Source organism: Streptomyces speibonae, from assembly GCF_984686075.1.
Genome location: NZ_OZ480260.1, coordinates 8,039,582 through 8,065,128 on the forward strand (window position 1 = coordinate 8,039,582; position 25,547 = coordinate 8,065,128).

Here is a 25,547-nt window from a genome sequence, read left to right on the forward strand (position 1 = left end):
GCGCCCGGCACCGGCGCGTCCAACCGGGCGACGGTGCCGGACCCGGCGATCCCTAGCCGGGCGGGTGGAGTTCCCGCAGGGCGTTGCGGACCTCCTCGTCGGAGACCGGAGGGAAGCCGGCGTACCACTCGCTCACGGAGTGCACGTGCTCCGGCTGGTGCAGGGCCACGACGTCATCGGCCTCGTCCAGCAGCTCCGCCACCGTCCGCGCGGGGCACACCGGGAGCGCCAGGGTGACCCGCAGCGGGCCGCCGCGGCGCACGTGCCGCAGGGCCGCGCGGGCCGTGACCCCCGTGACCAGCCCGTCGTCCACGACGACGACGCTGTGACCGTGGACGTCCGGGGCGGGGCGCCCCTCGCGGTACACCCGCTCGCGCGCGTGCAGTTCGACGCGCGCCCGGGCCACCTCGGGCCCGAGCTTGTCCTCCGACAGGTCCAGGGCACGCAGCGCCGTACGGTCGAACACCGGCGGGTCGTCGGCCACGATCGCCCCGATGCCCACCTCGGGGGAACCGGGCAGACGGACCCTGCCGACGACGAGGACGTCCAGCGGGACGCCCAGCGCCCGGGCGATCTCCACGCCGACCGGTACGCCCCCGCGGGACAGCGCCAGCATGGTCACATTGGCGAGATCACCGCTGCTCGCCCACTCCAGCATCCTGAGGGCCAGCTCCTGCCCGGCCTGCTCACGGCTTCGGAATCGCACGGCTCGCTCCCTTCCTCGGCCTCCCGGCCCGGGTATCCGCCGCCGTCCCCGCCACTCACCTCGCGCCGCTCAGCGGTCCTGGGACAGGCGCAGCAGGTCGGCGAAGGTGCCGCCGGCGTGGACCAGGTCGTCGTAGGTTCCCCGCTCGGTGATGCGGCCACGCTCCATGACGACGATGTGATCGGCGATCCTGGTGTTCTCCAGGCGGTGTGTGACGACGATGGTGATGCGGTCGCCGGAGATCGCCTTGATCTTCTCGAAGATGCCGTGCTCACCACGCGGGTCCATCTGGGAGGTGGGCTCGTCCAGGATCAGCAGCGGCGGGCGCCGGTACAGGGCCCGGGAACAGGCCAGCCGCTGCCACTGGCCGCCCGAGAGTTCGGCTCCGCCGAAGATCTCGCGGGCCAGGAGGGTGTCGAGGCCGTCGGGCAGGTCCTCGACGGCCTCGCGCATCCCGACCGCGTCGACGGCCTCCCAGACCGCGCGGTCGTCGAGGCTCCTGGGCTGGCCCAGCGTGACGTTCTCCCGGGCCCGCAGCGGCCACTGGGCGAAGATCTGCGGCACGAGGCCGGTGTGGTTCCACACCGTGGCCGGGTCGGTGTGCGCGAGGTCGGTGCCATTCCAGGTCACGCGGCCCTTGTCCGCCAGGTAGATGCCGGTGATCAGGCGGGTCAGCGTGCTCTTGCCGGACCCGTTCACGCCGACCACGGCGAGGATCTCGCCCCGCCGCAGGGTGAGCGAGACCCCGTCGACGGCGGGCCGGTCCTTGCCGGGGTACTGGTAGGTGGCCTCCTCCAGCCGGATCTCCTCCACCGGGGCGTGGACCGCCTCCGGGCCCCGCTTCGGCGCCCGCCGGGCGGCGTCGTCGAAGAACGCCTGCATGTCACCCAGGTACAGGCTGGTGTGGAACACCGCGGCGCCGTTGACGACGACCTGGGACAGCGCCGCCAGTGTCGTCTGCACCGCGACGACGGCGGTGGCGGCGACGGCGGGTGCGATCCGGCCGGAGACGGCGAGCCAGGCGAGCATCCCCCAGGTGGCCGCCAGGAACGCGCCGCCCGCGAGGGACGACAGCAGCGCGATGCGCAGGGTGCGGGGAGCCGCAGCCAGGGACCGCCGGTCGACCCGTTCCGACAGGGCGCGGTACCAGTACAGGATGTAGTCCGTCATCCCGTTGGCGCGGACCTCGTCGCCGTACTTCGGAGTCGTCGCCCACCAGCGCGTCATCCCGCGGACGTTGCGGTCCGCGACGTTCGCGTAGTGGATCTCGTAGTCCACGCGCGCGGTGAGCACCGCTCCCACGCCGGCCGGGGCCACGGCCAGCAGGAGCAGCGGCAGCATCAGCGGGTTGAGCACGGAGAGGACACCGCCCGCCATGATCATCCGGATCAGGGCGGACATGAAGCGCTGTGCGTCCATCACCATGACGTGGGTGCGGGTCACCCCCATTTCCGCCGCCTCCTGACGGTCGGAGAAGCCGTCCACGGCGTAGGCGGCGGCCTCGACCCGGCAGACCGACTCGACCAGCGCCGAGTCGGTCTCCGTCGTCAGGCGCGGTGTGACGCGCCGCTCCGCGTACTCGGCCAGGGCCACCGACGCGCGGCCGAGGGCGCTCGCCACCGCCACGACGGCGAGCGCGGGCAGCGCCTCGCGCAGGCGGTCGGCGACCGTTCCCGTGCCGAGAACGGGACCCATGGCCCGGGCGGTGGCCGCCAGCAGCACGGCGGTCGACACACCGGAGACCACCTGGCAGACGAGCAGCAGGAGCACCGCTCCACGGTCGATGCGCCATGCCATGGCCGTGATCCGGCGCAGCACGGAGGGGAGCTGGGAACACAGGGCCCCGAAGCCGACCTGGCCGAGCGGGTTCACCGAGTAGTGCCCGGTATACGTCATCTCGGCGGGAGGCGGAGGCGGAGGCGGAGGCGGAGGCGGGACGGCGCGGTCGGTCGAGCTGGTCAACGGCACTTCTCCCTGCGGTGTGACGGGTGGCGAGGACGGCAGCAGGCTCAACGAGACCGGCAGCGATATCGAACACAGGTGTTTCGGACGAAGCGGATACCGCATGAGGGCGCGGTGGCCGGGGGCGGGCGACGCGGCGGTCCTTGGCCGCAACGGGGCCCGGCCGGAGTCCAGGGTGGCCGAAACGCCGTCGCCGATGCCCGAGTGACGGACGGGATCCGGCGCAGGACCGGACGAGCGACGTCCGCCGTCACCTTGCGGACAGAGGCTGACCGCAAGCCTTCATACGGTCGTCCCATGACACAGACACAGAAGATCCTCGTCACCGGCGCCACCGGAACCGTCGGCCGTCAGGTCGTCGCCGAACTGCTCGCCCGCGGCCACGCGGTCCGCGCCCTCACCCGGGACCCGGCGAAGGCCGGGCTCCCGGCGGAGGTGGAGGTGGTGCGGGGCGATCTGACCGAGCCCGACAGCCTGATACCGGCGCTCGAGGGGATCACCGGTCTCCACCTGATCACCTTCGGAGGGCCCTACTTCGCCCCGCTGGAGACGGGGCCGCGGATCCTGGAGGCGGCCCGCGCGGCCGGTGTACGGCGGGTCACCGTGCTGCACGGAGGAGGCCCGTCCCTGCTGGAGGACGCGGTGCGCGCCGACGACGGCGTGGACTGGACGGTGCTCATGCCCGTGGAGTTCATGGCCAACGCCCTGGAGTGGGCCGAGGGCGTCGTCGCGTCGGACGAGGTGCGCGAACCGTTCGTGTCCCGGCTCAGCGCCATGGTCCACGAGGGCGACATCGGCGCCGTCGCCGCGGTGGCGCGAGGAGGGGCACGGCGGTCAGGAGTACGTGATCACCGGTCCCGAGGTGCTGACCGTCGGTGACAAGGTGGCGGCGATCGCCGGCGCCCGGGGGCGGGCCGTCTCCCTGGTCGAGCTGACCGAGGAGGAGGCCGTGGCGCAGTGGCGGGCGGCCGGCCACTCGGAGGAGGTGATCGGCTTCCTGCTCGAGGCGTACGGCAACACGCCGGAGATCGGACGCACGGTCACCGGCACCGTGGAGAAGATCACCGGCCGACCGGCCCGCAGCTTCACGCAGTGGGCCGCGGAACACGCGGACGCGTTCAGGGCGGCGGGAGCCGCGGGCACGGCCTGACCGTCGCACGGTGCCCGGGCCGGGCACGGAGGGGGCCGCCCCATCGTCGGCGGCCGCCCGTCGCCCGGCCCGGGGCCGGGTATGACCTCCGAGGTAATCGCCACGCGGCCTCCTCGTCCGGCAGCATCAGGCGCACCGACGGGGCCCCGTCAGCGGAGGGCCCGGCCGCAGCCGTGAGGAGAGCGCCATGCCCGTCCAGTCCACCGTCGTGCAGTCCGACGCCGAGGCCACCCGGGCCGTCGTGGAGGAGTTCCTCGCCGCCCGGGCGGCCGGGGACACCGGACGCCTGGTCGAGCTCTTCGCCGACGAGGTCGACTGGCTGCTCGCCGACAATCCGGGCGTTCCCTGGATCCGCCCGCGCTCCACCGCCGCCGAATGCGCCGCCCAGTTCACGGAGTTGATGGAGCACACCGTGCCCGGGGACGCGCGTGTCCGCCTCGACGCCTTCCTCGTCGACGGCCGGGACGCGGTGCTGACGGGCCATCTGTCGGGGACGGTACGGGCGACCGGACGGTCCTTCGACGGGCCGTTCGCCCTGCGCCTGACGGTGGAGGGCGGCCGGATCGTCCGGCACCACCTCTACGAGAACAGCCGCTCCATCGCCGAGGCCTGCGCCGCACGCTGACGGGCGGCGGGGCGCCGGCCGGCGAAGGGCTGGGCCGAGGAGTCCGGCGACCACGGCGGCGTACTCGTCCGGGGTGGCGAGACGGACGCGGAGCCGCTCAGAACCGGCGCCCCCGGCGCGGCCTCCCCGGGGGGCCTCCTTGGAGACGCCGGAGGGCGAGCGCGCTACGGCCGCCCACACGGCGTCCCGGCCTCGCTGTTCTGAGGGGGGCATCGACCGAGCCCGGCGCGGTGGCGCCGGGCTCGGTCGTGTTCACGGCAGCGGCAGCGAGCCCATCGACGGGCGGCAGCGGTCTGGTGCCGTCAGTGGTTAAGAGTAGTCGGCATTTGCCTAAAGCTTGTAGGCAAATGCATACTCGTATCAGCCGGCCGCTCGGCCGGCGCTCACGGCACCCGGGACCCGCCGTTCATCCACCCGCCCCCGCAGACGGACCGAAACCATGCCCTCCTCCACCCCGTCCACCTGGACCACCACGCCCATCACCGCCGCCCTCGTGCGCGGCGCGCTCGATCTGGAGACCACCGCGCAAGGGGTGCTGCCGCACCGCCTGCCCGCGTGGGCCCGCGCCCGGAACACCGACGCGCAGCTCGCCATGGCCGAGTCCCAGCCCTCCGGCGTACGCCTGGTCTTCCGGACCCGCGCGACCGCCGTCGAGCTGGACACGGTGCCGACGAAACGGATCTACGTCGGCGCCCCGCCCCGCCCGGACGGCCAGTACGAACTGCTCGTCGACGGACGCCCGGCCGGCCGGGCCACCGCGTCCGGCGGCAACACCGTGACCATCGACATGAGCAAGGGGACGGCCGATCACGCCCCCGGTCCCGCCGACACCCTGCGCTTCACCGGACTGCCCGAGCACGACAAGACCGTCGAGATCTGGCTGCCGCACAACGAGACGGCCGTACTCGTCGCCCTGCGCACCGACGCGCCACTGGAGCTCGCCCCCGCCTCCGGCCGCAGGACCTGGCTGCACCACGGCAGCTCCATCAGCCACGGCTCCGACGCCGCGAGCCCCACCGCCACCTGGCCGGCGCTCGCCGCGGCACGCGGCGGCGTGGAGCTGGTCAACCTGGGACTGAGCGGCAGCGCCCTGCTCGACCCCTTCGTCGCGCGCACCATGCGCGACACGCCAGCCGACCTGATCAGCGTCAAGATCGGCATCAACGTCGTCAACGCCGACCTGATGCGGCTGCGCGCCTTCGCCCCCGCCGTCCACGGCTTCCTCGACACCCTCCGCGACGGCCACCCCACCGCACCGCTGCTGGTCGTCTCGCCGATCCTGTGCCCCATCCACGAGGACACACCCGGTCCCACCGCCTTCGACTTCAGTCGCCTCGGCGAGGGGAAGCTCTCGTTCACCGCGGCGGGCGACCCCGCGGAACGCGACGCGGGCAAGCTGACGCTCTCCGTCATCCGGGACGAGCTGGCGCGCATCGTGGCGCAACGCGCGGCGGACGACCCGAACCTGTACCACCTCGATGGGCGGGAGCTCTACGGCGAGGCGGACCACGCCGAACTGCCGCTGCCCGACCGGCTCCACCCCGACGCCGCCACCCATCGCCGCATGGGCGAACGGTTCGCCGCCCACACCTTCGCGGCCGGACACGGCCCGTTCGCGGAGAGCGGGAGCCGATCCGGCTGATCCGACGCCGCTGAGCCGACCCGGCCGAGCTGCCCGCGAGACGTCGGCCGGCCGGCCGGTACCGGTCGCTCCAGCGGCCGTTGAACCGGACCCGGCGGGACGGCGGCGAGGCGGGCGCGGACGTCGACGGGGCATGCCGTACGACGAAGCCGCTCCCGGAGGACCACACCCGGACGGTGGCACCGCTCGTCCGGAATACACCCTCGTGTCGGCGGCGCGCAGGGCGACCGGTCCGCCCGGGCAGCCCGCGGACGCCGAGGCCACCGACCGGCCGGCACCCGGGCGAGGAGCCCGGTGACGCCGGCCGGACGGCGGGCGATCGCCGTCCGTTCGCACGCCCGGCATCCGCTTCCGTCACCTCCCGCCGGCATTTACATCGATGTAGAGCCCATCGCAGGATCGCGACTGGTTCCAGACATGTCAATGAGCGGCCGGCCGCCGGGCCGCTCACCTGCGAGAACCCATCACTCCCCGCCGACAGGCAAGCTGATGGTGTGTCAGCTCTGTGCGAGGCCTGGACAGGCGTCGGGAGGCATGTTGTCATTCCGCTGCACGCCGGATTTCCAACGTTGGAATAAATTCCGGACGAGCCGATGGCCGCGCCTGCTGCGTCCAGGCCCCATGCCCTCTGCGCGAGGAAAGGTTCGATGACAAGACAACACCCCCACCCCAGATCGAAATGGTGGGCCGTGCTGACCGTGACGGCCCTGGCCCTGTCCACGGGTGCCCTGGCCCCCGCCGCGACGGCCGCGATGCCGACGGCCGGGGCGTCCGCCCTCGCCGCCGACGCCGACGTCCAGGTGCACGGCCTGAAGGGCGAGTACTTCCGGATGTCGGCACCGGGTGCCCGGGACTTCGCCGAACTCGGCGGCACCCTGCTGGAACCGCAGATCAACTTCGGCGGACTGACCGGTACCTTCGAGGATCTGACGGGACAGACCGAGCACACCACCGCCCGCTGGACCGGGCAGATCGAGGCTCCCGAGGACGGCGACTACACCTTCTACGCCGTCGGTGACAACGGCTTCCGGCTGTTCGTCGACGACGAGCCGGTCATCGACCACTGGGAGCCGGACTGGGACCGGGAGCAGACCAGTGAACCGGTCACGCTGAAGGCGGGGGAGAAGCACGACTTCCGTCTGGAGATGTTCCAGGACTTCGGCGGATCGAACATGTTCCTGCGCTGGTCCACCCCGACGATGCCCAAGCAGCTCGTCCCGACCACCGCCTTCACCCCGCCCGCCGGGTTCGAGGTCTTCCCGGTGGAGTTGACCGTCGGTGAGGACGGACGCAGGCTGCGCGCCCGCTTCGAGGGCCGGGTGAGCGACCTCTCGCAGGTGGCGGAGCACCTCAAGATCGAGGCCGACACGACCGCCATGCCGATCAAGTCGGTGGCGCCCGACCGCCGGGACCGCAACTCCCTCGTCGTCACCCTCTCGGCGGCGATCCAGAAGAACCAGCAGGTCCGGGTCACCTACGACGGTGAGGGCGGCCTGAAGACCGGCGACGAGACCGTGCCCCGGATCGTCCGCTACGCGGTGAACGACTCCACGCACCGGATCACCACTCCGTGGGGCGACAAGCTCGACAAGAAGAACCCGCTGCCGGAGTACCCCCGCCCGCAGCAGGTGCGCAAGGAGTGGAAGAACCTCAACGGGCCCTGGGAGTTCAGCGGGGCCGAGGCCGGCGAGCAGCCGAAGTTCGGCAAGAAGCTGGACGAGAAGATCATCGTTCCGTTCCCGGTGGAGTCGCAGCTCTCCGGACTCGAGCGGCACGAGGACCACATGTTCTACCGCAGGCTCATCGACGTGCCGAAGAACTGGAAGGTCGGCAAGAGCGGCAAGAGCAACCGGCTCAAGCTCAACTTCGGCGCGGTGGACTACCAGTCCACCGTCTGGGTCAACGGCAAGAAGGTCGCCGAACACACCGGCGGCTACAACGCCTTCAGCGCCGACATCACCGACGCGCTCACGCCCCGGGGCAAGCAGGAGATCGTCGTCGCGGTCACCGACACCGGCGGCGACAACCAGCCCAGGGGCAAGCAGTCCACGAACCCCGGCGGCATCTTCTACACCCAGTCGTCCGGCATCTGGCAGACCGTCTGGATGGAACCCGTCGCTCCGACGGCCATCGACAACGTGGTCACCACGCCCGACATCGGCCGCAGCACCCTGGCGGTCACCGTCGAGTCCGAGAACGCCTCGAAGGGGGCCCGGGTCGAGGCCGTCGCGCGTGACAAGCGCGGACGGGTCGTCGGCAAGGTCAGCGGACCGGCCAACAAGAAGCTCGACCTGCGGGTGGCCCGGCAGCACCTGTGGACCCCGGACGACCCCTACCTGTACGACCTCGACATCAAGCTGAAGGACGGCCGGTCCACCGACCGGATCGACAGCTACTTCGGCATGCGCGAGGTGGGCATCGAGGAGGTCGGCGGATACCGGAAGCTGGTGCTCAACGGCAAGCCCATCTTCTCCCTCGCCACCCTCGACCAGGGCTTCTGGCCCGACGGCCTCCACACGCCGCCCAGTGACAAGGCGCTGGCGTTCGACCTCGAGGCCCACAAGCAGCTCGGCTTCAACGCCGTGCGCAAGCACATCAAGGTGGAGTCCCCGCGGTGGTTCTACCACGCGGACCGGCTCGGCCTGCTGGTCTGGCAGGACTTCGTCTCCGGCACCCTCACCAACGACACCGGGCGCAAGGCCTTCGTGGACCAGGGCCGGGAAATGATGCGCCAGCACCACAACTCGCCCTCCGTGATCGGCTGGATCGTCTTCAACGAGGGCTGGGGCGAGTGGGACCGCGAGGAGAGCGGCCGTATCGCCGAGGCGGTCAAGGACGCCGACCCGTCCCGGGTCGTCAACGCCCACAGCGGTGTCAACTGCTGCGACTCCAAGGGTGACTCCGGCAAGGGCGACATCATCGACCACCACGACTACAACAACGAGGACCCGCCCTTCCCCGACCACCGGGCGGCCATGGACGGCGAGCACGGCGGCTTCACCCTGCGCACCCCGGGGCACATGTGGCCCGGCCCGCCCACCGTCATCTACAGCGGCGTCGACACCAAGGAGGCCCTGACCCGCAGGTACGTCGAGAACACCGAGAGGTTCTACCTCGACCAGGCCGGCGCCGAGCTCTCCGGATCGGTGTACACGCAGATCTCCGACCTGGAGAACGAACTCAACGGCCTCTACACCTACGACCGCCGGGAGCTCAAGGTCGACCCGGGCCCGGTGCGTGAGATCAACCGCAAGGTCATCGCGGCCGGAGCCGCCGCGGGCGACCGCGAGCAGCCGAAGGGCGGCGGGTCCTGGGCCCTCGACGAGGGCACCGGCACCACCGCGAAGGACGAGGGGCCCCAGAACAAGCCGCTCACCCTGAGCGAGGGGACCACCTGGACCGACGGCGTCAGCGGCAGCGCACTGCGGTTCGACGGTCAGGGCCGGTACGCCCAGACCGAGGGTCCCGTGCTCGACACCACCGGCAGCTACACGGTGTCGGCGTGGGTGACCCTGGACTCGCTGCCGGGCAACTACGCAACGGCCGTCAGCCAGGACGCGAAGCGGCAGACCAGCCCCTTCTACCTGCAGTACGGGCATGGCGCGTTCGCCTTCAGCACACCGGACGGCCGGCGGGCCCTCAAGGAGACGACGCCCGAGACCGGCCGCTGGTACCACCTGGTCGGTGTGCGTGACGACACCACAGGCGACATCACGCTCTACGTCGACGGCGAGCGGGCGGCCACCGTCGAGGGCGGACCGAACTACGTCGCCTCCGGCCCCTTCACCGTGGGCCGCGCCCAGTGGAACGGCCAGAACGTCGACTTCTGGGACGGGGCGGTGGACGAGGTCCACGCCTACGACAGGGCGCTGACCGCACAGGAGGTGAGCGCGCTGTACACGGCTGAGAAGCCGTAACCACCACGACAGCGAAGGGTGCGGACGCCGTCGGCGTCCGCACCCTCCGTCGTGCCACGGGTCACGTCACGTGGCTCACCGCCAGGTTGTCGCACGTGGCCGCCGTGTCGAAGACCCGCACCCCGTTCGCACCGCTCGAGCAGGTGGTGTCGGCGGCCGGGGAGCGGCGGCCGCCACCGCTCGGTCATGCGGTCCCGCGGACGGCTTCGCCGCGCTCACGGGGCCCAGGGAGCCGCCACGGCCCAGGTGGTGTCCTCCCTGAAGAGGGCACGGGCGTCCCAGGTGCGGGTCCCGCCCGGAATCGCCAGCCACAGCTCGGCGTTGTAGTGGCGCAGATACTGTTCGGGGAAGTTGTAGGCGGACAGCCGCACCCCGCCGTCGGCGCCCCGGACCGGGCAGAACGTGGAGTCCGCGCGGAACAGGGCGCCGCTGCCGCCCTCCTTGTACACACGGGAGTCGCGGTGCCGCAGATACTCGCCGGGGTAGTTGCGCGACTCGAAGGAGTAGCAGGAGCTCTCGGCCAGGCCGGGGACGACCCGCCATGTCGCGTCGTTCTTCAGCAGCGCGCTGCTGCCGGCGGTGACGACCTCCGTGAACACCGCGCCGTTCTGGTGCCGGACATAGCGGTCGGTGAGGCCGGGGGTGGTCACCCGGAACGAGACGAACTGCCCGGTGGGCAGCGTCACCGGGGCGGACGGCGAGCGGGAGGCGTCGATCAGCGCCCGGTTGGCGGCCCTGACCCGGGCCTCGTCGACCTTGACGACCTGGCGGTCGTAGGTGAGCAGACCATTGGCCTCGTTCTCGACATCGGTGATCTCGGTGTAGACCGATGCGGACAGCCCCTTGGGCATCCGCACCTCACGGATGCCGTCCAGCAGCCCGGTCAGCCGGTCGTCGAGATGCGCCCTGTCCGGCTGGTCCTCGTAGCTGAAACCGCCGCCCGGATACCACTCGTGACCGGCCACCTTGTAGCCGAGCCCGCCGAACTCGCCGAGCACGGCCGCGCGCGTGGCACTGGGCACCGTGGTGCCGGGACCGACGTACACATGGTGGTCGACCACATCACCGTTGCCGCCGTCCACGGCCCCGCAGCAGTTGACACCGCTCATGTTGTCCACCAGACGGGACGAGTCGTAGGCCTTGACCTCGGCGGCGATGCGCGCCTGGTCGTACTGGCCCCACCCCTCGTTCTGGTTGACCCACATCACCAGCGACGGCGCGCTGCGGTGCTGGTCGATGATCCGGTCGTACTCCGCCTCCCACTGGACGCGCGCGGCGGCGTCGGGGGTGCGCTCCATGGACGGCATGTCCTGCCAGACCAGCAGCCCGAGCCGGTCGGCCCAGTAGAACCAGCGCTGCGGCTCGACCTTGATGTGCTTGCGCACCATGTTGAAGCCGAGGTCCTTGTGCTTCTGCAGGTCGAACCGGAGAGCGGCGTCGGTCGGAGCGGTGTAGACGCCGTCCGGCCAGTACCCCTGGTCCAGGGTGCCCGTCTGGAACACGAACTCCCCGTTGAGCACCGGGCGCAGCACGCCGTCCACCCGTGCGAGCCCGATCGAGCGCATGCCGGTGTAGCTGCCGACGGAGTCGACCGTCGTGCCGCCGGAGAGCAGCTCCGCGCGAACGTCGTAGAGGAAGGGATCGTCCGGCGACCAGCGGCGCGCGTTCGGTACCGGGACGGTGAACTCGGCGCCGACCGGTCCGGTGGCCGTGCCGGCCGTGCTGCCCCCGCCGGACACGGTCACGCGGACCCGGTGACCGCTGACGCCCGAGCCCCGCACGGTGACCTTCAGCCGGTTGGCGGTCAGGTCGGGCACCATGTCGAGTCGGGTGATGTGCGCGGCGGCCGTGGGCTCCAGCCACACCGTCTGCCAGATGCCCGACGCGGCCGTGTAGAAGATGCCACCACCGGGGTGTGGCCTCACGTCGTTGATCCGCTGTTTGCCGACCGCCTGACTGCCCGTCTGGGTGGGGTCCCACACCGAGACGACGAGCGTGTTGGCACCGCCGGTCAGCAGGTCGGTGATGTCGTACGAGAAGGAGTCGAAACCGCCGCTGTGGGGGGCACCCGCCTGCCGGTCGTTGACCCAGACGGTCGTACGCCAGTCACTGGCGCCGAAGTGGAGCTGGACGCGGCGCCCGTCCCAGCCCGCCGGGACGGTGAAGGTGCGCTTGTACCAGAGCTTGTCGTTCTGGGTGATCCTGCGCTGGACGCCGGAGAGCGCCGACTCGGCGACGAACGGGACGCGGATCTGTTCGGGGAACGACCCGGGCCGGCCGGCGTCCGCCGAGGTGACGGCGAAGTCCCAGATGCCGTTGAGATTGGCCCAGTCGGGGCGGGTGAGCTGCGGACGGGGGTACTCCGGCAGCGGGTTGTCGACGGAGACCTGGTCGGTCCACGGCGTGGTCATGGGCGCGGGCTTCGGGGTCCATGCCCGGGGCGCCGCGGCCGCCGTGCCGGAACCGGTGAGGGCCGTGCCGGCGAGCAGGGCCAGCACGGCCGACAGTGCGGTGAGCCACCACCGCCGTCTGCACCGGGGGAGAAGCGGACGTGGGGCCTGTACTCGACGCATCGTCACTCCTTGGGAAGTGGGGGTGGGAGACGTGCGCGTGCGAGAAACGGCCGGTCCGCGTCGCGCGTCACCGGCCGCCTGGAACCGGACGCGGCACCGGGAGCCCTGAGCGGCCCGGTGCCGCGTCCGGAGTTCTACATCAGTTGCCGGCGGCGGCCCAGCCAGGTCTGGGCGACCACCACGACGGCCAGGAACGCGCCGCTGACGACCTGCTGGTAGGAGGAGTCGAGGGAGCCGATCTGGTTGATGACGTTCTGGATCACCTTCAGCAGCAGCACACCGACCAGGGCCCCGCTGGCGTAGCCGAGTCCGCCGGTCAGCAGGGTGCCTCCGATGACGACGGCGGCGATGGCCTCCAGCTCCATGCCGTTGCCGAGGATGGTGACGCCCGAGGCGAGCCATGCCGCGTTGAGCGCGCCGGCCAGCCCGGCCAGCACTCCGCTCAGGGTGTAGACGAGGATCTTGGTACGGGCCACCGGGGCGCCCATCAGCGCCGCCGCGTCCTCGTTGCCGCCGACCGCGTACACATGCTGGCCGAACCGGGTGCGGCGCAGGACCACCGCACCGGCGACGAACAGCGCCAGGGTGATCCACACGGGGTTGCCGAGACCGAGCGTGGTGCCCTGTCCCAGTTCCGCGAGGAAGGAACCCTTGCCGATCAGATAGGTGTTGGCACCCTCGTCGGTGAGGGCCAGCATCAGACCGCGTGCCCCCAGCATGGCCGCCAGGGTGACGATGAACGGGGCCAGCCGCGAGCGGGCCACGAGCAGGCCGTTGACGACACCGATCGCCCCGCACACCACCAGCGGCAGCAGCAGCGCCACCAGCGTTCCGTGCCGTGACCCCCAGGCCGCCAGGACCCCGCCCAGCGCGAACAGCGACCCGACCGACAGGTCGATGCCCCCGGTGATGATCACGAAGGTCATGCCCAGCGCGACGATGGCCAGGAAGGCCGAACTCGTCGCCATGTTGCTGATGTTGTCCCCGGTGGCGAAGGAGTCGAAGCTGAACGACGCCACGAGGGAGACGACCACCAGCACGGCCAGCGCACCGTGCTGCTGGACCAGCGCGCTCACCCGCTCGGAGCGGGCGGAACCCACGGGCTCGCCGGCCGGCGCCGTGCCCTTGTCGCTCGTCGTGGTCACCGGGGCGTCCGTCTTCGTGGCGGTCATCGCTTCCCCCGTCCCCGTGCCGCGTAGACCGCGCACACGATCACTATGGCCTGCGCGATCTGGGTCCAGGAGGGCGGCAGATCGTGCTTGATGAGGGTGGCGGTGAGCAACTGGATGAGGACGGCTCCCGCCACGGTGCCGGCGATGTTCACCCGGCCCCCGGTGAGCGGCGTACCGCCGACCACGACGGCGGTGATGGCGGACAGCTCCATCAGGTTCCCCAGCGAGGTGGGGTCGCTGGCCTGGAGCCGGGCCGTGGCGAGGACACCCGCCACGGCGGCGAGCAGCGCGCAGACGATGTACACCACGATCAGCACGCGGCGCACGGGAAGCCCGGCGAGCTGCGCCGCGGGACGGCTGTCACCGATGGCCAGGAGCTGCCGTCCGAAGGTGGTGCGGCGGACGACGAAGGCCACCAGGGCCGCCAGCGCGGCGGCGATCAGGATCAGATACGGAATGCCCAGCACGTCGCCGGAGCCCAGGGAGGCAAGGGCCGGGTTGCGCAGGTCCTCCAGCTGCGGCAGCAGCACCAGCGCGAGACCCCGGCCGCCGACCATGAGCGCCAGTGTCGCCACGATCGGCTGAACACCGATGAAGGCGACCAGGGCTCCGTTGGCGAAGCCGACAGCGGCGGCGAACACCGCGACCACCAGCAGCGCGGGCACCAGGCCGTAGCCGAGGTAGAGGGCCGTGACCGAGGCCGCCAGGGCCATCACCGCGCCGACCGAGAGGTCGACACCCTCGGTGCCGATCACCAGGGCCATGCCGAGCGCGACGATGATGACGGGGGCGACCTGCACGGCCTGGGTGCGGAAGTTCTCCGCGGACAGGAAGTGCGGGGTGATGACGATGTTGACGACGAGCAGCGCCGCCACGCCGGCGTAGACGCCGTACGTCTGAAGCCACTGCAGGATGCGGGCCCGGTCCAGCGGGACGGTCTTGAGGGCGGCTTCAGCCATCGGTGGCCGCCTCCTCGAGCGCGTCCCGGTCCGGGGCGTGCCCGGCGATGGTCCGCATGAGCTTGTCCTCGGTGACCTCGTCGCCGGTCAGTTCGCCGACGACGGCACCGTCCTTCAGTACGACCACGCGGTCGGACCCTTCGATCAGTTCCTCCAGGTCGGAGGAGATGAGCAGGACGCCCAGGCCGTCCGCGGCCAGTTCGTCCACGAGTTTCTGCACCTCGGCCTTGGCGCCGACGTCGATGCCCCGGGTGGGCTCGTCCAGGAGCAGCACCTTCGGGTTCATCGCCAGCCAGCGGGCGAGCAGCACCTTCTGCTGGTTGCCGCCGGACAGTTCGCCGACCTTCTGCTGCGGCGAGGACGCCTTGATGCGCAGACGCTCGATGAAGGTGTCGACGATGCTGTCGACGCGCGCCTCCGAGACCAGCCCGAACCGCGAGAGGCGGGGCAGGACGGCCAGCGAGATGTTCTCGCGGACCGACAGCCCGGGCACGATGCCCTCGCTCTTGCGGTCCTCCGGCAGCAGGCTGATGCCCGCCCTGATGGCCGCGGGTGTGGAGCCGCGGCGCAGCGGCGCCCCGGCCACCATGACGCTGCCCGACGCCGTCGGCAGCGCGCCGGAGATGGCCTTCGCCGTCTCGGTGCGGCCGGAACCGAGCAGCCCGCCCAGGCCCACGACCTCGCCGGGCCGGATGCTCACGGAGACGCCGTGCAACTGGTGGGGGACCGTCAGCTCGCGGGCTTCCAGGACGGGTTGGCCGTCCGTGGTGTGGTGGTCGCCGCTGAACTTCGTCAGGCCCTCCTTGCGGACCTCTCCCAGCTCCCGGCCGAGCATCGTGGACACCAGGGAGAGCCGGTCGAGTTCGGCGAGGCGGCCATGGTGGACGCGGCGGCCGTCGCGCAGCACGGTGACCGTGTCGCACACCGCGTACAGCTCGTCGAGGCGGTGGCTGACGTAGATGACGGCGATGCCCTCGTCGCGCAGCCGGCGGATGACCGAGAACAGGGTCTCGACCTCCCGCGGTTCGAGCGAGGAGGTCGGCTCGTCCATGATGACGATCCGCGCCTCGCTCGCCACGGCACGGGCCAGGGCGACCATCTGCTGCGCCCCGACGCCGAGACTGCGCAGCGGCCGGCGCACGTCCACCTGGACGCCGTAGGCGCGCAGCGCCTCCTCGGCCTCCCGGTTCATGCGGCCGAAGTCCAGCAGCCCGAGGCGGTTGCGCGGCTCGCGGCCCAGGAAGAGGTTGCGGGCCACGCTCAGCAGCGGGATGAGGTTGACCTCTTGGTAAATGGTCGAGATCCCGGCCCGCTGGGCGTCCAGAGGGGTGGCGAAGGAGACGTCGCGCCCCTGGAAAACGATGTCACCGGCATCGGGCCGGTGGACCCCGGTGAGGAGCTTGATGAGGGTCGACTTGCCGGCGCCGTTCTCGCCGATCAGGGCGTGGACCTCGCCGGCGTGCAGGGTCAGGTCCACGTCGTCCAGGGCCCGGACGCCCGGGAAGGTCTTGCTCAGTCCGCGGACGGCGAGGACTTCGGCGGGGGGAGCCACCTGTGCCTCCAGGAATTGAGTGGTGACGGTCGGACAGGGGGCCCGGGGAAGCCGGGCCCCCGCGGCGGACTAGTAGGCCTTGCCGAGGTCCTGCTCGGCGTTGTCGCCGTCGTAGGCGCTGTCCTGGATGATGATGTCCTGGTGGACTTCCTTGCCCTGGGTGAACTCGTCCAGCGTCTGGAACGCCAGCGGGCCGAACCTCGGGTTGGACTCGATGACGCCGCTGATCCAGCCGTCGACGACACCCTGGACGGCGTTGCGCGTACCGTCCACCGTGACGATCTTGACGTCGCCCGCCTTCTTGCCCGCGCCCTTCAGCGCGGCCACCGCGCCCAGGCCCATCTCGTCGTTCTCGGCGTAGATGCCCTTGATGCCGGGGTTGGACTGGATGAGCTGCTCGGTGACCTGCTGGCCCTTCTCGCGGGTGAAGTCACCGGTCTGCTCGAAGACCACCTTCAGGTCGGGGGCCTTCTCGGCCACGCGCTCCTTGAAGCCCTTGGTGCGCTCGGTGGTGACGTTGTTGCCGGCCGAGCCGAGCAGGATCGCGACCTCGCCCTTGCCGCCGGTGGCCTCGATCATCTGGTCGGCGGCGCGCCGGCCCTGCTCGACGAAGTCGGAGGCGATGAAGGACACGTAGTCCTTGCAGGGCGTGGCGTTGATCTTGCGGTCGATGGTGACGATCGGGACCTTCTTGGCGGCGGCCGCCTGGAGCACCGGGTCCCAGCCGTCGGAGTTGAGGGGGGCGATCACCAGCAGATCGGCGCCCTTGGCGAGCAGGTCCTGGACATCGCTGATCTGCTTGGAGAACTGCGACTGGGCGTTGGCCGTCAGCAGCTTGACGCCTCTCTTCTCCGCCTCGTCCTTGATGGACTGCGTCTCGGCGATACGGAAGGGGTTGGCCTCCTTCTCGGACTGGGAGAAGCCGACCGTGGCGTCCTTCAGATCGATCTTCTTTCCGCCGTAGGTGTCGACGGTGCAGGTCTCGCTGCCCGGCTTCGGCGTGACGACCTGCTGCTCGGCCCCGGCGGCCGCCGGGGACTTCTTGCTGTCCGCCGCGTCGTCCTCCGACTTGGCGCATGAGGTGGCGGTCAGGGCCACGGCGGCGGCCAAGGCCACGACCACGGGACGGGCGAGAAGGAGAGGACGGTGAGTGGTGCGCTGCATGGTGACCCCGATCCGGGTGACGCTGAAAAGGGAACTGGGGAGCCGAAGGACGCGCGGAAGCGGAGCTGCTCCCCCTGTGCACGGCGGCGTCCGGTGTGCCGCAAAGGAGGTTTTACATCGTTGGAAGGATGCTGTAAACCCCTTGCGCACAAGGTGGGAGGGGGAGGGGGCGGGAACCGCGCGGCGTGCGGTGGGGCGGTGGTGGGGCCGGGCGGCGTGGGAAGCGCTTGCAGGGGGGTGTGAAGCCCGGCCGGCTTCTCACCTGTGTGTGCACACGGTGCTTGGTGTTTGCGGCCGCCGCGGGCGTACGGGTCGGCGCCGGCCGGGGGTGGGTTGTGTGTCCTGCGTTGGTGCGGGCCGGGGGGTGTTCTCGCAGCCCCGCGCCGGCGGGGTGCCTCCCTCACTCTCGGCTCCTCCCCCACTCTCGGCTTCGCTCGAGCGGGAGGTACCCCCATGAGCGGGGGGACCCCCATCGCCCTGGGGGTACCTCCCAGGCCCTTAAGGCACTGGGGGAGGCACGACTGCCCGCGGTCGGGCGCTGCGGGCGCGCCCTGGGGGATGCCTCCCGCGCCCTTGAGCGCTGAGGGAGGCGCGACTGCCCGCGGTCGGCGCTTGCGGGCGCCAGCCGGGCCTGCCTGTGGCGTCCCAGGGGTGCCTCTCAGGTCCTTGAGGCGCTGGGGGAGGCGCGGCTGCCTGCGCAGGGCGGACGGTGGGGCGCACGGGGTGAGCGCGGCCGTGTGCCCCACCGCCGTGGGGAACGGGTCAGGTGGTTCCCCGGTCGGTGCCCGCCGGCCGGCCCAGCGTGCTCTCGCGCTGCACGAGTTGGTAGTCCGCCCAGATGCGACGCGGCTCCGGCGCCCGGTCGTTGAGCCGGGCGAGCACCGATTCCACCGCCAGCCGCCCGATGGCGGCCTTGTCCGGCGACACCGACGTCAGCGTCACCGCCCCGAAGCGGCCCTCGATCACGTCGTCGAAGCCGACCACGGCGATGTCCTCCGGCACCCGCAGCCCCCGCTCGTGCAGCACCCTCATCGCCCCGATCGCCATCGGGTCGTTGTAGGCGAACACCGCGTCGGGCCGCCGTCCGCTGTCCAGGATGTGGTTCATGGCCCGCGCCCCGTCGGCGTGCCCCCAGCCGTCGGTGGCCGCGACCAGGCGCTCGTCCGCGGGCAGCCCCGCCGCCGTCAGCTCCTCGCGCCAGCCGCGCACCCGGAGCTGGGCCGGCTCGCTGCGCCCGCGCCGTGCCCCGATGAACGCCACTTCCCGTCGCCCCAGGTCGATCAAGTGCCGCACGGCGGCACGGGCGGCCGCGACGTTGTCGATGGCGATGTGGTCGTACGGCAGGTCGTAGTCCCGCTCGCCGAGCAGGACCAGCGGCACGTCGTGCGCGCGGTCGCGCAGGTCCTCCGTCTCCAGCTCGATGGGGCTGAGGATGAGTCCGTCGATGACCCGGGCCCGGAACCCCTGGCTGACCAGGAGCTCCTGCTCGCGCGAACCGCCCGTGTGGTCGAGCAGCACGATGTAGTCGTGCCCGGACGCCGCGTCGATGACGGAGGCGGCCAGTTCGGCGAAGTACGGGTTCCCGAGTTCCGGCAGCGCCAGGGCGATGATGCCCGTACGCCCCTTCCTCAGGTGTCTGGCGGCGAGGTTGGGCTGGTAGCCGAGCGCGTCGATGGACCGCTGGACACGCTCGCGCATGGCCGGGGTGACGTGCTGGTAGTTGTTCACCACGTTGGAGACGGTCTTGATGCTGACCCCCGCGTGCGCGGCGACGTCCTTGAGGCTGACCCGCACGGCAATCCCTTCGTGAGCGGCCCGACTCGGGTGGCCGGTGCGGAACGTTGCCGTCACCAGGAGTCGTGCGCCGAGCCGCTGGGCTCAAATTTTTTTACAACGTTATACATGTCGTTCCGTGGCACTGACAAGGCTGCGGAAGCATGGTCCCGGGAGCCTGTCGTCGTCCACCGTCACCACCCTCGCCCCGAGGTCCCGCCGCGGCCGGGAGCGGCTCGCGCACCGTCACCCTCACGAGCGTCCCCGCACCATCGGCCGCGCGCACCGCGCCGGGGGCCGGCGAGAGCACCGACGGCCTCGCGCACCCCTGCGTCCCCGGTTCCGGGCCTGCCCATGCTCCCCTTCTCGCCCCCGTTGCCCGTTGCCCCGGATCGTAACGGCACCTCCGGGTGGTCCCGTCGCGCAGGGTCCGTCCCGTTCCGTCGAAAATCTCGCCACCGCCATGTACATCGATGTAACCGTGTGGTCGCATGATCCGTACCCGGCGCACCTGCACGGATGAGGAGCAGTATGAGCACGCCCCCGCCCCTGGACGTCCCGCGTCCGGAGTACCCCCGTCCCCAGTTCGTCCGCGAAGCCTGGCTGAACCTCAACGGCCGCTGGCAGTTCGAGACCGACCGCGGCGACAGCGGACTGGAGCGCGGACTGCGCGAGCGCGACCTGGCGGACGAGATCGTCGTGCCCTTCTGCCCCGAGTCCACGCTGTCGGGGATCGGGGACACGGACTTCATGGAAGCCGTCTGGTACCGGCGCACGGTGACGCTCCCGGACGCGTGGGCCGGCTCCGACGTCCTGCTCCACTTCGGAGCCGTGGACCACGACGCCACCGTCTGGGTCAACGGCACCGAAGTCGCCCGCCACCGGGGCGGCTTCACCCCCTTCACCGCTGAGCTGCGCGGGGTGGCCGCCCCCGGTGAGGAAGCGGTGATCGTGGTCCGTGCCCGAGACTCCCGGCACGGCCCGCAGGCGCGCGGAAAGCAGGCCACCTGGTACGCCAACAGCCACTGCCACTACACCCGGACCACCGGCATCTGGCAGACGGTGTGGCTCGAGCCGGTGCCCGCCGCGGTCCGCCTCAAGCGTCCGCGCATCACTCCCGACCTCGGCTCGCACTCCTTTCACATCGACCTGCCGGTCACCGGCAATCCGCCGGGACACCGGGTGCGGGCGGTGCTCTCGGACGAGCGCGGCGAGGTGGTCACCGCCTCCGCCCGCGCCGACCTCGACCTGTGTCCCAAACTGGTGCTGACCGTGCCGGACGACCGGGTGCGCACCTGGTCACCGGCCGACCCGCACCTCTACGACGTGCGGTTCCAGCTCCTCGACGCGGCGGGCGGGGTCGTCGACGAGGCGACGTCCTACGCGGGCCTGCGCTCGGTCGCCGTCCACGGCAAGCGGGTGCTGATCAACGGGGAGCCGGTGTTCCAGCGGCTGGTGCTGGACCAGGGGTACTACCCGGACGGTCTGATGACCGCCCCCACCGACGGCGACCTCGTGCGCGACATCGAACTCGGGCAGCGGGCCGGCTTCAACGGCGCCCGGCTGCACCAGAAGGTGTTCGAGGAGCGCTACCTCCACCACGCCGACCGGCTCGGCTACCTTGTCTGGGGCGAGTTCGGCGACTGGGGCTGCGAGACCGGTGTCCGCGACGACAACCAGCGTCCCGACGCGAGCTACGTCGCCCAGTGGCTCGAAGCGCTGGAACGCGACCACTCGCACCCGTCGATCATCGGCTGGTGCCCGCTGAACGAGACGTACCAGAACCTGCACGACCGGATCACCACACTGGACGACGTCACCCGGGCGATGTTCCTGGCCACCAAGCAGGCGGACCCGAGCCGCCCCGTGATCGACGCCTCCGGCTACGCCCACCGCGTCCCGGAGACCGACGTGTACGACGCACACTGCTACGAGCAGGACCCGCGGGCGTTCGCCGGGACCATGGCCGGGCTCGCCGAGGACCGTCCCCACGTCAACACCGGCCCCGACGGCCGTACCTGGTCGGTGCCCTACCGCGGACAGCCCTACTTCTGCAGCGAGTTCGGCGGCATCTGGTGGGACGCGGCGGCCGCCGCCACCGCGGCCGGCGACGAGACCGGGACGTCCTGGGGCTACGGCGAACGGCCGCGCACCGCCGAGGAGTTCCTGACCCGGTTCACCGGACTGGTCGACGTCCTGCTCGACGACCCGGACATGTTCGGCTACTGCTACACCCAGCTCACCGATGTCTTCCAGGAACGCAACGGGATCTACGACTTCGACCGCGGCGAGAAGTTCGACACCGCCGCACTGCGCCGCGTGCAACAGCGCACGGCCGCCGGCGAATCCGCCGGCTGACGGCTTCCCGCCCGGCGCCGGCCGACGACCTTCCGACCCCCGGCCCCGGCGGACGATCGGACCCGCCCCCGGGTCCTCGAGCCTTGCCGTGGTCGACCAGCCCGGCACACAGGCCGCCTCCGCCGGGCCGAAGCCGGCGCCGCACCGCACCTTTCGACGGGCCTGCCGCGGACGCGTCGCCGGCCTGGGCCGCCGTACTCTTCGGCGGCGGCCTCGTTCGCAACGTGCCGCGCCTCCCCCGACGAGTTCGTCGGGGGAGGCGCGGTCGGCGCCGCTGAACTGGTCCCGCGCACGCACCCTGCGCGGGACCCCGGCCCGCACGCGGAACGGACGTCGCCGTCACCCCTGTGCCGCCCCGTCCGGCAGGGACCCGCCCTGCCGTGCACCGGCCGGGCGGGTCGGCGCCGTACGCGCATCGGATCGGGGCGTGTGGCGGCCTCAGCCGCCGACGGCCGCCTTGTCGGTGCCGGACTCCTCGGCGAGGCGTTCCATTGCGCTGATCGTCTTCAGCGGCTTCTCCTTGAGGAAGACCACCGTGATCAGCGCCAGCAGCGCGCAGGGCGTGGCGACGAGGAACAGATCGGCGGTCGCGAATCCCCGTAGGCGTGCTCGACGATGCCCTGTACAGGTTCGGGCAGGGTGCTCATGTCCGGGACGGACCCCCCGCGTCCGGGCCCGCGGGGATGTCCGCCGCGTCCACGCCCCGGGTGGTTTCGGTGGCGACCCGCCCGGCGAGGATCGCGCCGAGGACGGCCCCGGCGGGACCCGCGCCGGTGGCGCGACGGAGGGCGGCGAGCCCGGGTCAGGCGTGAGCGTCGGGTTATGGCCGGTGATCGCCGCGGATGGCGGGTGAGCGTGCTCGGCGGTGCGGTGTTCGCCGTGTGCATGACCGGCACCACGCTGCCAACTCCGCTCTACCCTCTCCATCAGGAGAAGTTCCACTTCTCGGAGCTGACGGTCACCGTCGTGTACGCCGTCTACGCCTTCGCGGTCATCGGCGTGCTGCTCCTCGCGGGCAACGCCTCGGACGCGGTGGGCAGGCGCCCTGTCCTGCTGTGGGGTCTGGGCTGCGCGGCGGCGAGCGCCGTCTGCTTCCTCCGTGCCGCCGGTCCGGGCTGGCTGTACGCCGGCCGGCTGCTGTCGGGGCTCTCGGCAGGCCTGTTCACCGGGGCCGCCACGGCGTACGTCATGGAGTCCGCACCGCCCGGCGGCACCGCCCGGGCCACGTTCATCGCCACGGCCGTCAACATGGGCGGGCTCGGCTGCGGTCCGCTGCTCGCCGGGGTGCTCGCCCAGTACGCGGCCGGGCCGCTGTATCTGCCGTTCGCCGTGCACCTGGCCCTGGTCGTCTGCTCGATCGCCGTACTGCTGCGGCTTCCGGAGACGGTGGCGCCGCTGCGGCCGCTGAGCACCGTGCGGCCGCAGCGGCCCGGGGTGCCCCCGCAGGTGCGGCAGGTCTTCGGGCCCGCGGCGACGCATCGTTTCGTTGGCTTCGCCCTGTTCGGGGTGTTCACCTCCGTCAGTCCGGCGTTCCTCGCGCAGTCCCTGGACGTGACCGACCACGCGGTGAGCGGGGTCGTCGTGGCGCTGGCCTTCTTCTCCTCGACCGGCGGACAGCTGGCCGCCGGTCCGGTCGGTACGGTCCGGTCGCTGCCGCTGGGCTGCGCCGGACTCCTCGCCGGACAGGCGCTGCTCGCCGGCGCGCTGCACTGGGACCTGCTGGCTCTGGTGGTCCTGAGCGCGGTCGTCGGGGGGTTCGGTCAGGGTCTCGCGTTCCGCGCGGCGCTGTCCGCGGTGGGCGAGGCGTCCCCGGCGGACCACCGCGCGGCGGTGATCTCCTCGCTGTTCGTGGTGGCGTACGCGGGTATCTCGGTGCCGGTCATCGGTGTCGGCCTGCTGACGGAACCGATGGGACTGGAAGGCGCCGGCCCGGTGTTCATCGCCTGCATGGGCGCGCTGGTGGTGGCTGCGGCGGGCCATCTCCTGCGGTGGCCGGTGACGGTGAGCCCATGACGGACCGAGATCCCCGTGGACGGACTCCGTCGTCGCGTGCTCTCCCGCCCTGCGCCCTATCATGGTCCGTGAATGTTGAAAAGCCAACTTTTCGCACGGGAGGGCGGGCGCCATGAGCAACACAGAGACACGACCGGCCGAGGTGAGGTGCGGCGGCAGAGCGGAGGCGGCGCGCCCGGCCGATGTGGAGGTCCTCACCCCGCGCGACGTGCCGCTCGGCGGCCCGCGCGCGATGCGGGTACGGCGCACCCTGCCGCAGCGGGCCCGGACGCTCATCGGCGCCTGGTGCTTCGCCGACCACTACGGTCCCGACGACGTCGCCCGGACCGGTGGCATGGACGTCGCCCCCCACCCGCACACCGGACTGCAGACGGTGAGCTGGCTGTTCAGCGGAGAGATCGAGCACCGCGACAGCCTGGGCACCCACGCCCGGGTACGGCCCGGTGAACTGAACCTCATGACCGGCGGCCACGGCATCAGCCACTCGGAGGTGTCGATGCCGGACACCACGATCCTGCACGGGGTGCAGCTGTGGGTCGCCCTGCCCCGGGAGCACCGTGACGCCGACTCGGCCTTCCAGCACTACGTACCGGACCCGGTGCCGCTGGACGGAGGTCAGGCCCGCGTTTTCCTCGGTTCCCTCGCGGGTGACACGTCCCCCGTGCGGACCTTCACCCCGCTGCTCGGAGCCGAACTGTCCGTGGCCCCGGGTGCCCGGATGTCCCTCCCGCTCGACCCCGCCCACGAGCACGGAGTCCTCGTCGACGCGGGCGACGTCCTCGTCGAGGACACCGCCGTACAGCCGTGCGGCCTGGCCTGCACCGCCCCCGGCCGCACCACGCTCGCCCTGACCAACCGCGGCGCCGGGACGGCACGCCTGGTGCTGCTGGGCGGACCGCCGTTCGGGGAGGAGATCGTCATGTGGTGGAACTTCATCGGCCGGTCGCACGACGACATCGTCCAGGCCCGCGAGGACTGGATGGCGGGTACCCGATTCGGCGAGGTACAGGGGTACGACGGAACTCCACTGCCCGCTCCGGAGCTGCCGAACGTACCCTTGAAACCGCGGGGAAGGATGCGATGACCCGCGGAGATGTGGGTACTGGGCTGCCTGCTCGGTGCAGCCCGCCGCAGTCACGTCCGGGGAAGTGATGTGCGGGTTCTCACCTGATCCGGGCGTGTGACCTGGCGTCGGAGTGAGGGCCTACGAGGTGTTCCGCGCCGGCGGCAAGGAGCTCTTCGAAGCGGCGATGATGCCAGGTTCAGCCGGCAGTTCTCCGCGGAGACGGAAGCGCGCTTTGGAAGCGCGGGCAAGGTGGTCCGCGCGGAGGGCGCACGGCTCTGGTTCCCCGATCCCGTCGAGACGGAGATGCTGCTGCGCGTGACCGTGATGGGCGAGCACCGCAACCGCCTCGACATCGACCGCGCCACGGAGAGCATCCGCTGGGTGCACCGGGACCGGGACCGGGACCGGGAGCCCGGACCCGATGTGGGTCTGCCACGCGCCACGCGCGGTACTCGGCCCGCAGGGCGCCCGGGAACACCTTCCGATGCGGGACTTCGCCGCGCGGCGGCGCCCCGACCGGCTGCCCGCCCGGTTGTTCGAGGCGGCACCCGGATCGCCGTGCTGATCACCGAGCACGATCGGCGGGCGGACCGGTTGCGGGCCGGAGAGGCGCTCCAGCACCTGTGGCTGCCGACCACGGCGCACAGACTGCGCGTCTCGCTGCCGCACCAAGGACTGCAGTGGCCGGACCCGCGCCGTGCCCTCGGCCCGACGCAGGGCCGGACGCGGCACGTACAGATGCTCATGCACGTGGGATACGGCCCCGAGAGCCCAGCGAGCCCCAGGCGCGCGCCGGGACGCGTGAGGCTGTGACCCCGGGCCGTTCTTCCGGCACGAGCGGGACCCATGGCCCTCACCACCGACCGCTCACCCGGCTCAGGGTTGAGGGACCGCAGTGCCGCCGCAGCAGGCGAA

15 protein-coding genes and 1 pseudogene are annotated in these 25,547 nt (G+C 71.7%); 8 read left to right on the forward strand and 8 right to left on the reverse strand.

The genetic code is table 11. The annotated features are described in order from the left end of the window. Window positions 1-52 precede the first annotated feature (52 nt). On the reverse strand, window positions 53-706 hold the full coding sequence (locus AC5L3C_RS35915; protein ID WP_493653275.1) for a phosphoribosyltransferase: 654 nt from the start codon (window positions 704-706) through the stop codon (window positions 53-55). 69 nt (window positions 707-775) lie between these two features. Beyond that, window positions 776-2,602: an ATP-binding cassette domain-containing protein gene (locus AC5L3C_RS35920; protein WP_493654173.1), complete on the reverse strand. Its 1,827-nt coding sequence runs from the start codon at window positions 2,600-2,602 to the stop codon at window positions 776-778. A 363-nt stretch (window positions 2,603-2,965) separates the two neighbouring features. On the opposite strand from AC5L3C_RS35920, the pseudogene AC5L3C_RS35925 reads away from it, so the two are divergent. The 4 genes and pseudogenes from AC5L3C_RS35925 to AC5L3C_RS35940 all read left to right on the forward strand — a co-directional run bounded on the left by AC5L3C_RS35925 (window position 2,966) and on the right by AC5L3C_RS35940 (window position 10,002). Next, a pseudogene (locus AC5L3C_RS35925) lies at window positions 2,966-3,818 on the forward strand (SDR family oxidoreductase). A gap of 187 nt (window positions 3,819-4,005) precedes the next feature. Next, window positions 4,006-4,443, forward strand: a complete 438-nt coding sequence (locus tag AC5L3C_RS35930) for a nuclear transport factor 2 family protein (protein ID WP_493653277.1) — start codon at window positions 4,006-4,008, stop codon at window positions 4,441-4,443. A gap of 439 nt (window positions 4,444-4,882) precedes the next feature. Further along, window positions 4,883-6,085: a GDSL-type esterase/lipase family protein gene (locus AC5L3C_RS35935; protein WP_493653279.1), complete on the forward strand. Its 1,203-nt coding sequence runs from the start codon at window positions 4,883-4,885 to the stop codon at window positions 6,083-6,085. A 647-nt stretch (window positions 6,086-6,732) separates the two neighbouring features. Beyond that, window positions 6,733-10,002 (forward strand): LamG-like jellyroll fold domain-containing protein, encoded by a 3,270-nt coding sequence (locus AC5L3C_RS35940; RefSeq protein ID WP_493653280.1) that lies wholly within the window; start codon window positions 6,733-6,735, stop codon window positions 10,000-10,002. Between the two features lie 215 nt (window positions 10,003-10,217). On the opposite strand, the gene AC5L3C_RS35945 is transcribed toward AC5L3C_RS35940, so the two are convergent. From AC5L3C_RS35945 to AC5L3C_RS35970, 6 genes are all read right to left on the reverse strand, one after another. Further along, the gene (locus AC5L3C_RS35945; RefSeq protein ID WP_493653282.1) at window positions 10,218-12,575 is read right to left on the reverse strand and encodes an AbfB domain-containing protein; all 2,358 of its coding nucleotides are present in this window, start codon (window positions 12,573-12,575) and stop codon (window positions 10,218-10,220) included. 134 nt (window positions 12,576-12,709) lie between these two features. Then, entirely contained in the window at window positions 12,710-13,747 is a 1,038-nt protein-coding gene (locus AC5L3C_RS35950) for an ABC transporter permease (RefSeq protein ID WP_493653284.1), read from the reverse strand. Beyond that, window positions 13,744-14,706 carry an ABC transporter permease gene (locus AC5L3C_RS35955; protein WP_493653285.1) on the reverse strand — a complete coding sequence of 321 codons (963 nt, stop codon included), beginning with the start codon at window positions 14,704-14,706 and terminating at the stop codon, window positions 13,744-13,746. Before AC5L3C_RS35955 ends, AC5L3C_RS35950 begins: the two co-directional genes overlap by 4 nt. Further along, window positions 14,699-16,258 (reverse strand): sugar ABC transporter ATP-binding protein, encoded by a 1,560-nt coding sequence (locus AC5L3C_RS35960; protein ID WP_493653287.1) that lies wholly within the window; start codon window positions 16,256-16,258, stop codon window positions 14,699-14,701. The genes AC5L3C_RS35955 and AC5L3C_RS35960 overlap by 8 nt, the downstream gene beginning before the upstream one ends. Window positions 16,259-16,327: 69 nt before the next feature. Beyond that, window positions 16,328-17,422, reverse strand: a complete 1,095-nt coding sequence (locus AC5L3C_RS35965; protein ID WP_493653289.1) for an ABC transporter substrate-binding protein — start codon at window positions 17,420-17,422, stop codon at window positions 16,328-16,330. A gap of 762 nt (window positions 17,423-18,184) precedes the next feature. Further along, window positions 18,185-19,216, reverse strand: a complete 1,032-nt coding sequence (locus tag AC5L3C_RS35970) for a LacI family DNA-binding transcriptional regulator (RefSeq protein ID WP_493653290.1) — start codon at window positions 19,214-19,216, stop codon at window positions 18,185-18,187. A 510-nt stretch (window positions 19,217-19,726) separates the two neighbouring features. Between AC5L3C_RS35970 and AC5L3C_RS35975 the strand changes: the two genes are divergently transcribed. The 4 genes from AC5L3C_RS35975 (at window position 19,727) to AC5L3C_RS35990 (ending at window position 25,445) form a co-directional block, all read left to right on the forward strand. Further along, the gene (locus AC5L3C_RS35975) at window positions 19,727-21,553 is read left to right on the forward strand and encodes a glycoside hydrolase family 2 protein (protein WP_493653291.1); all 1,827 of its coding nucleotides are present in this window, start codon (window positions 19,727-19,729) and stop codon (window positions 21,551-21,553) included. A gap of 822 nt (window positions 21,554-22,375) precedes the next feature. Continuing rightward, the gene (locus AC5L3C_RS35980; protein ID WP_493653292.1) at window positions 22,376-23,566 is read left to right on the forward strand and encodes an MFS transporter; all 1,191 of its coding nucleotides are present in this window, start codon (window positions 22,376-22,378) and stop codon (window positions 23,564-23,566) included. Window positions 23,567-23,678: 112 nt separating this feature from the next. Then, the gene (locus AC5L3C_RS35985) at window positions 23,679-24,650 is read left to right on the forward strand and encodes a pirin family protein (protein ID WP_493653294.1); all 972 of its coding nucleotides are present in this window, start codon (window positions 23,679-23,681) and stop codon (window positions 24,648-24,650) included. A gap of 231 nt (window positions 24,651-24,881) precedes the next feature. Continuing rightward, entirely contained in the window at window positions 24,882-25,445 is a 564-nt protein-coding gene (locus tag AC5L3C_RS35990; RefSeq protein WP_493653296.1) for a hypothetical protein, read from the forward strand. Window positions 25,446-25,547 lie beyond the last annotated feature (102 nt).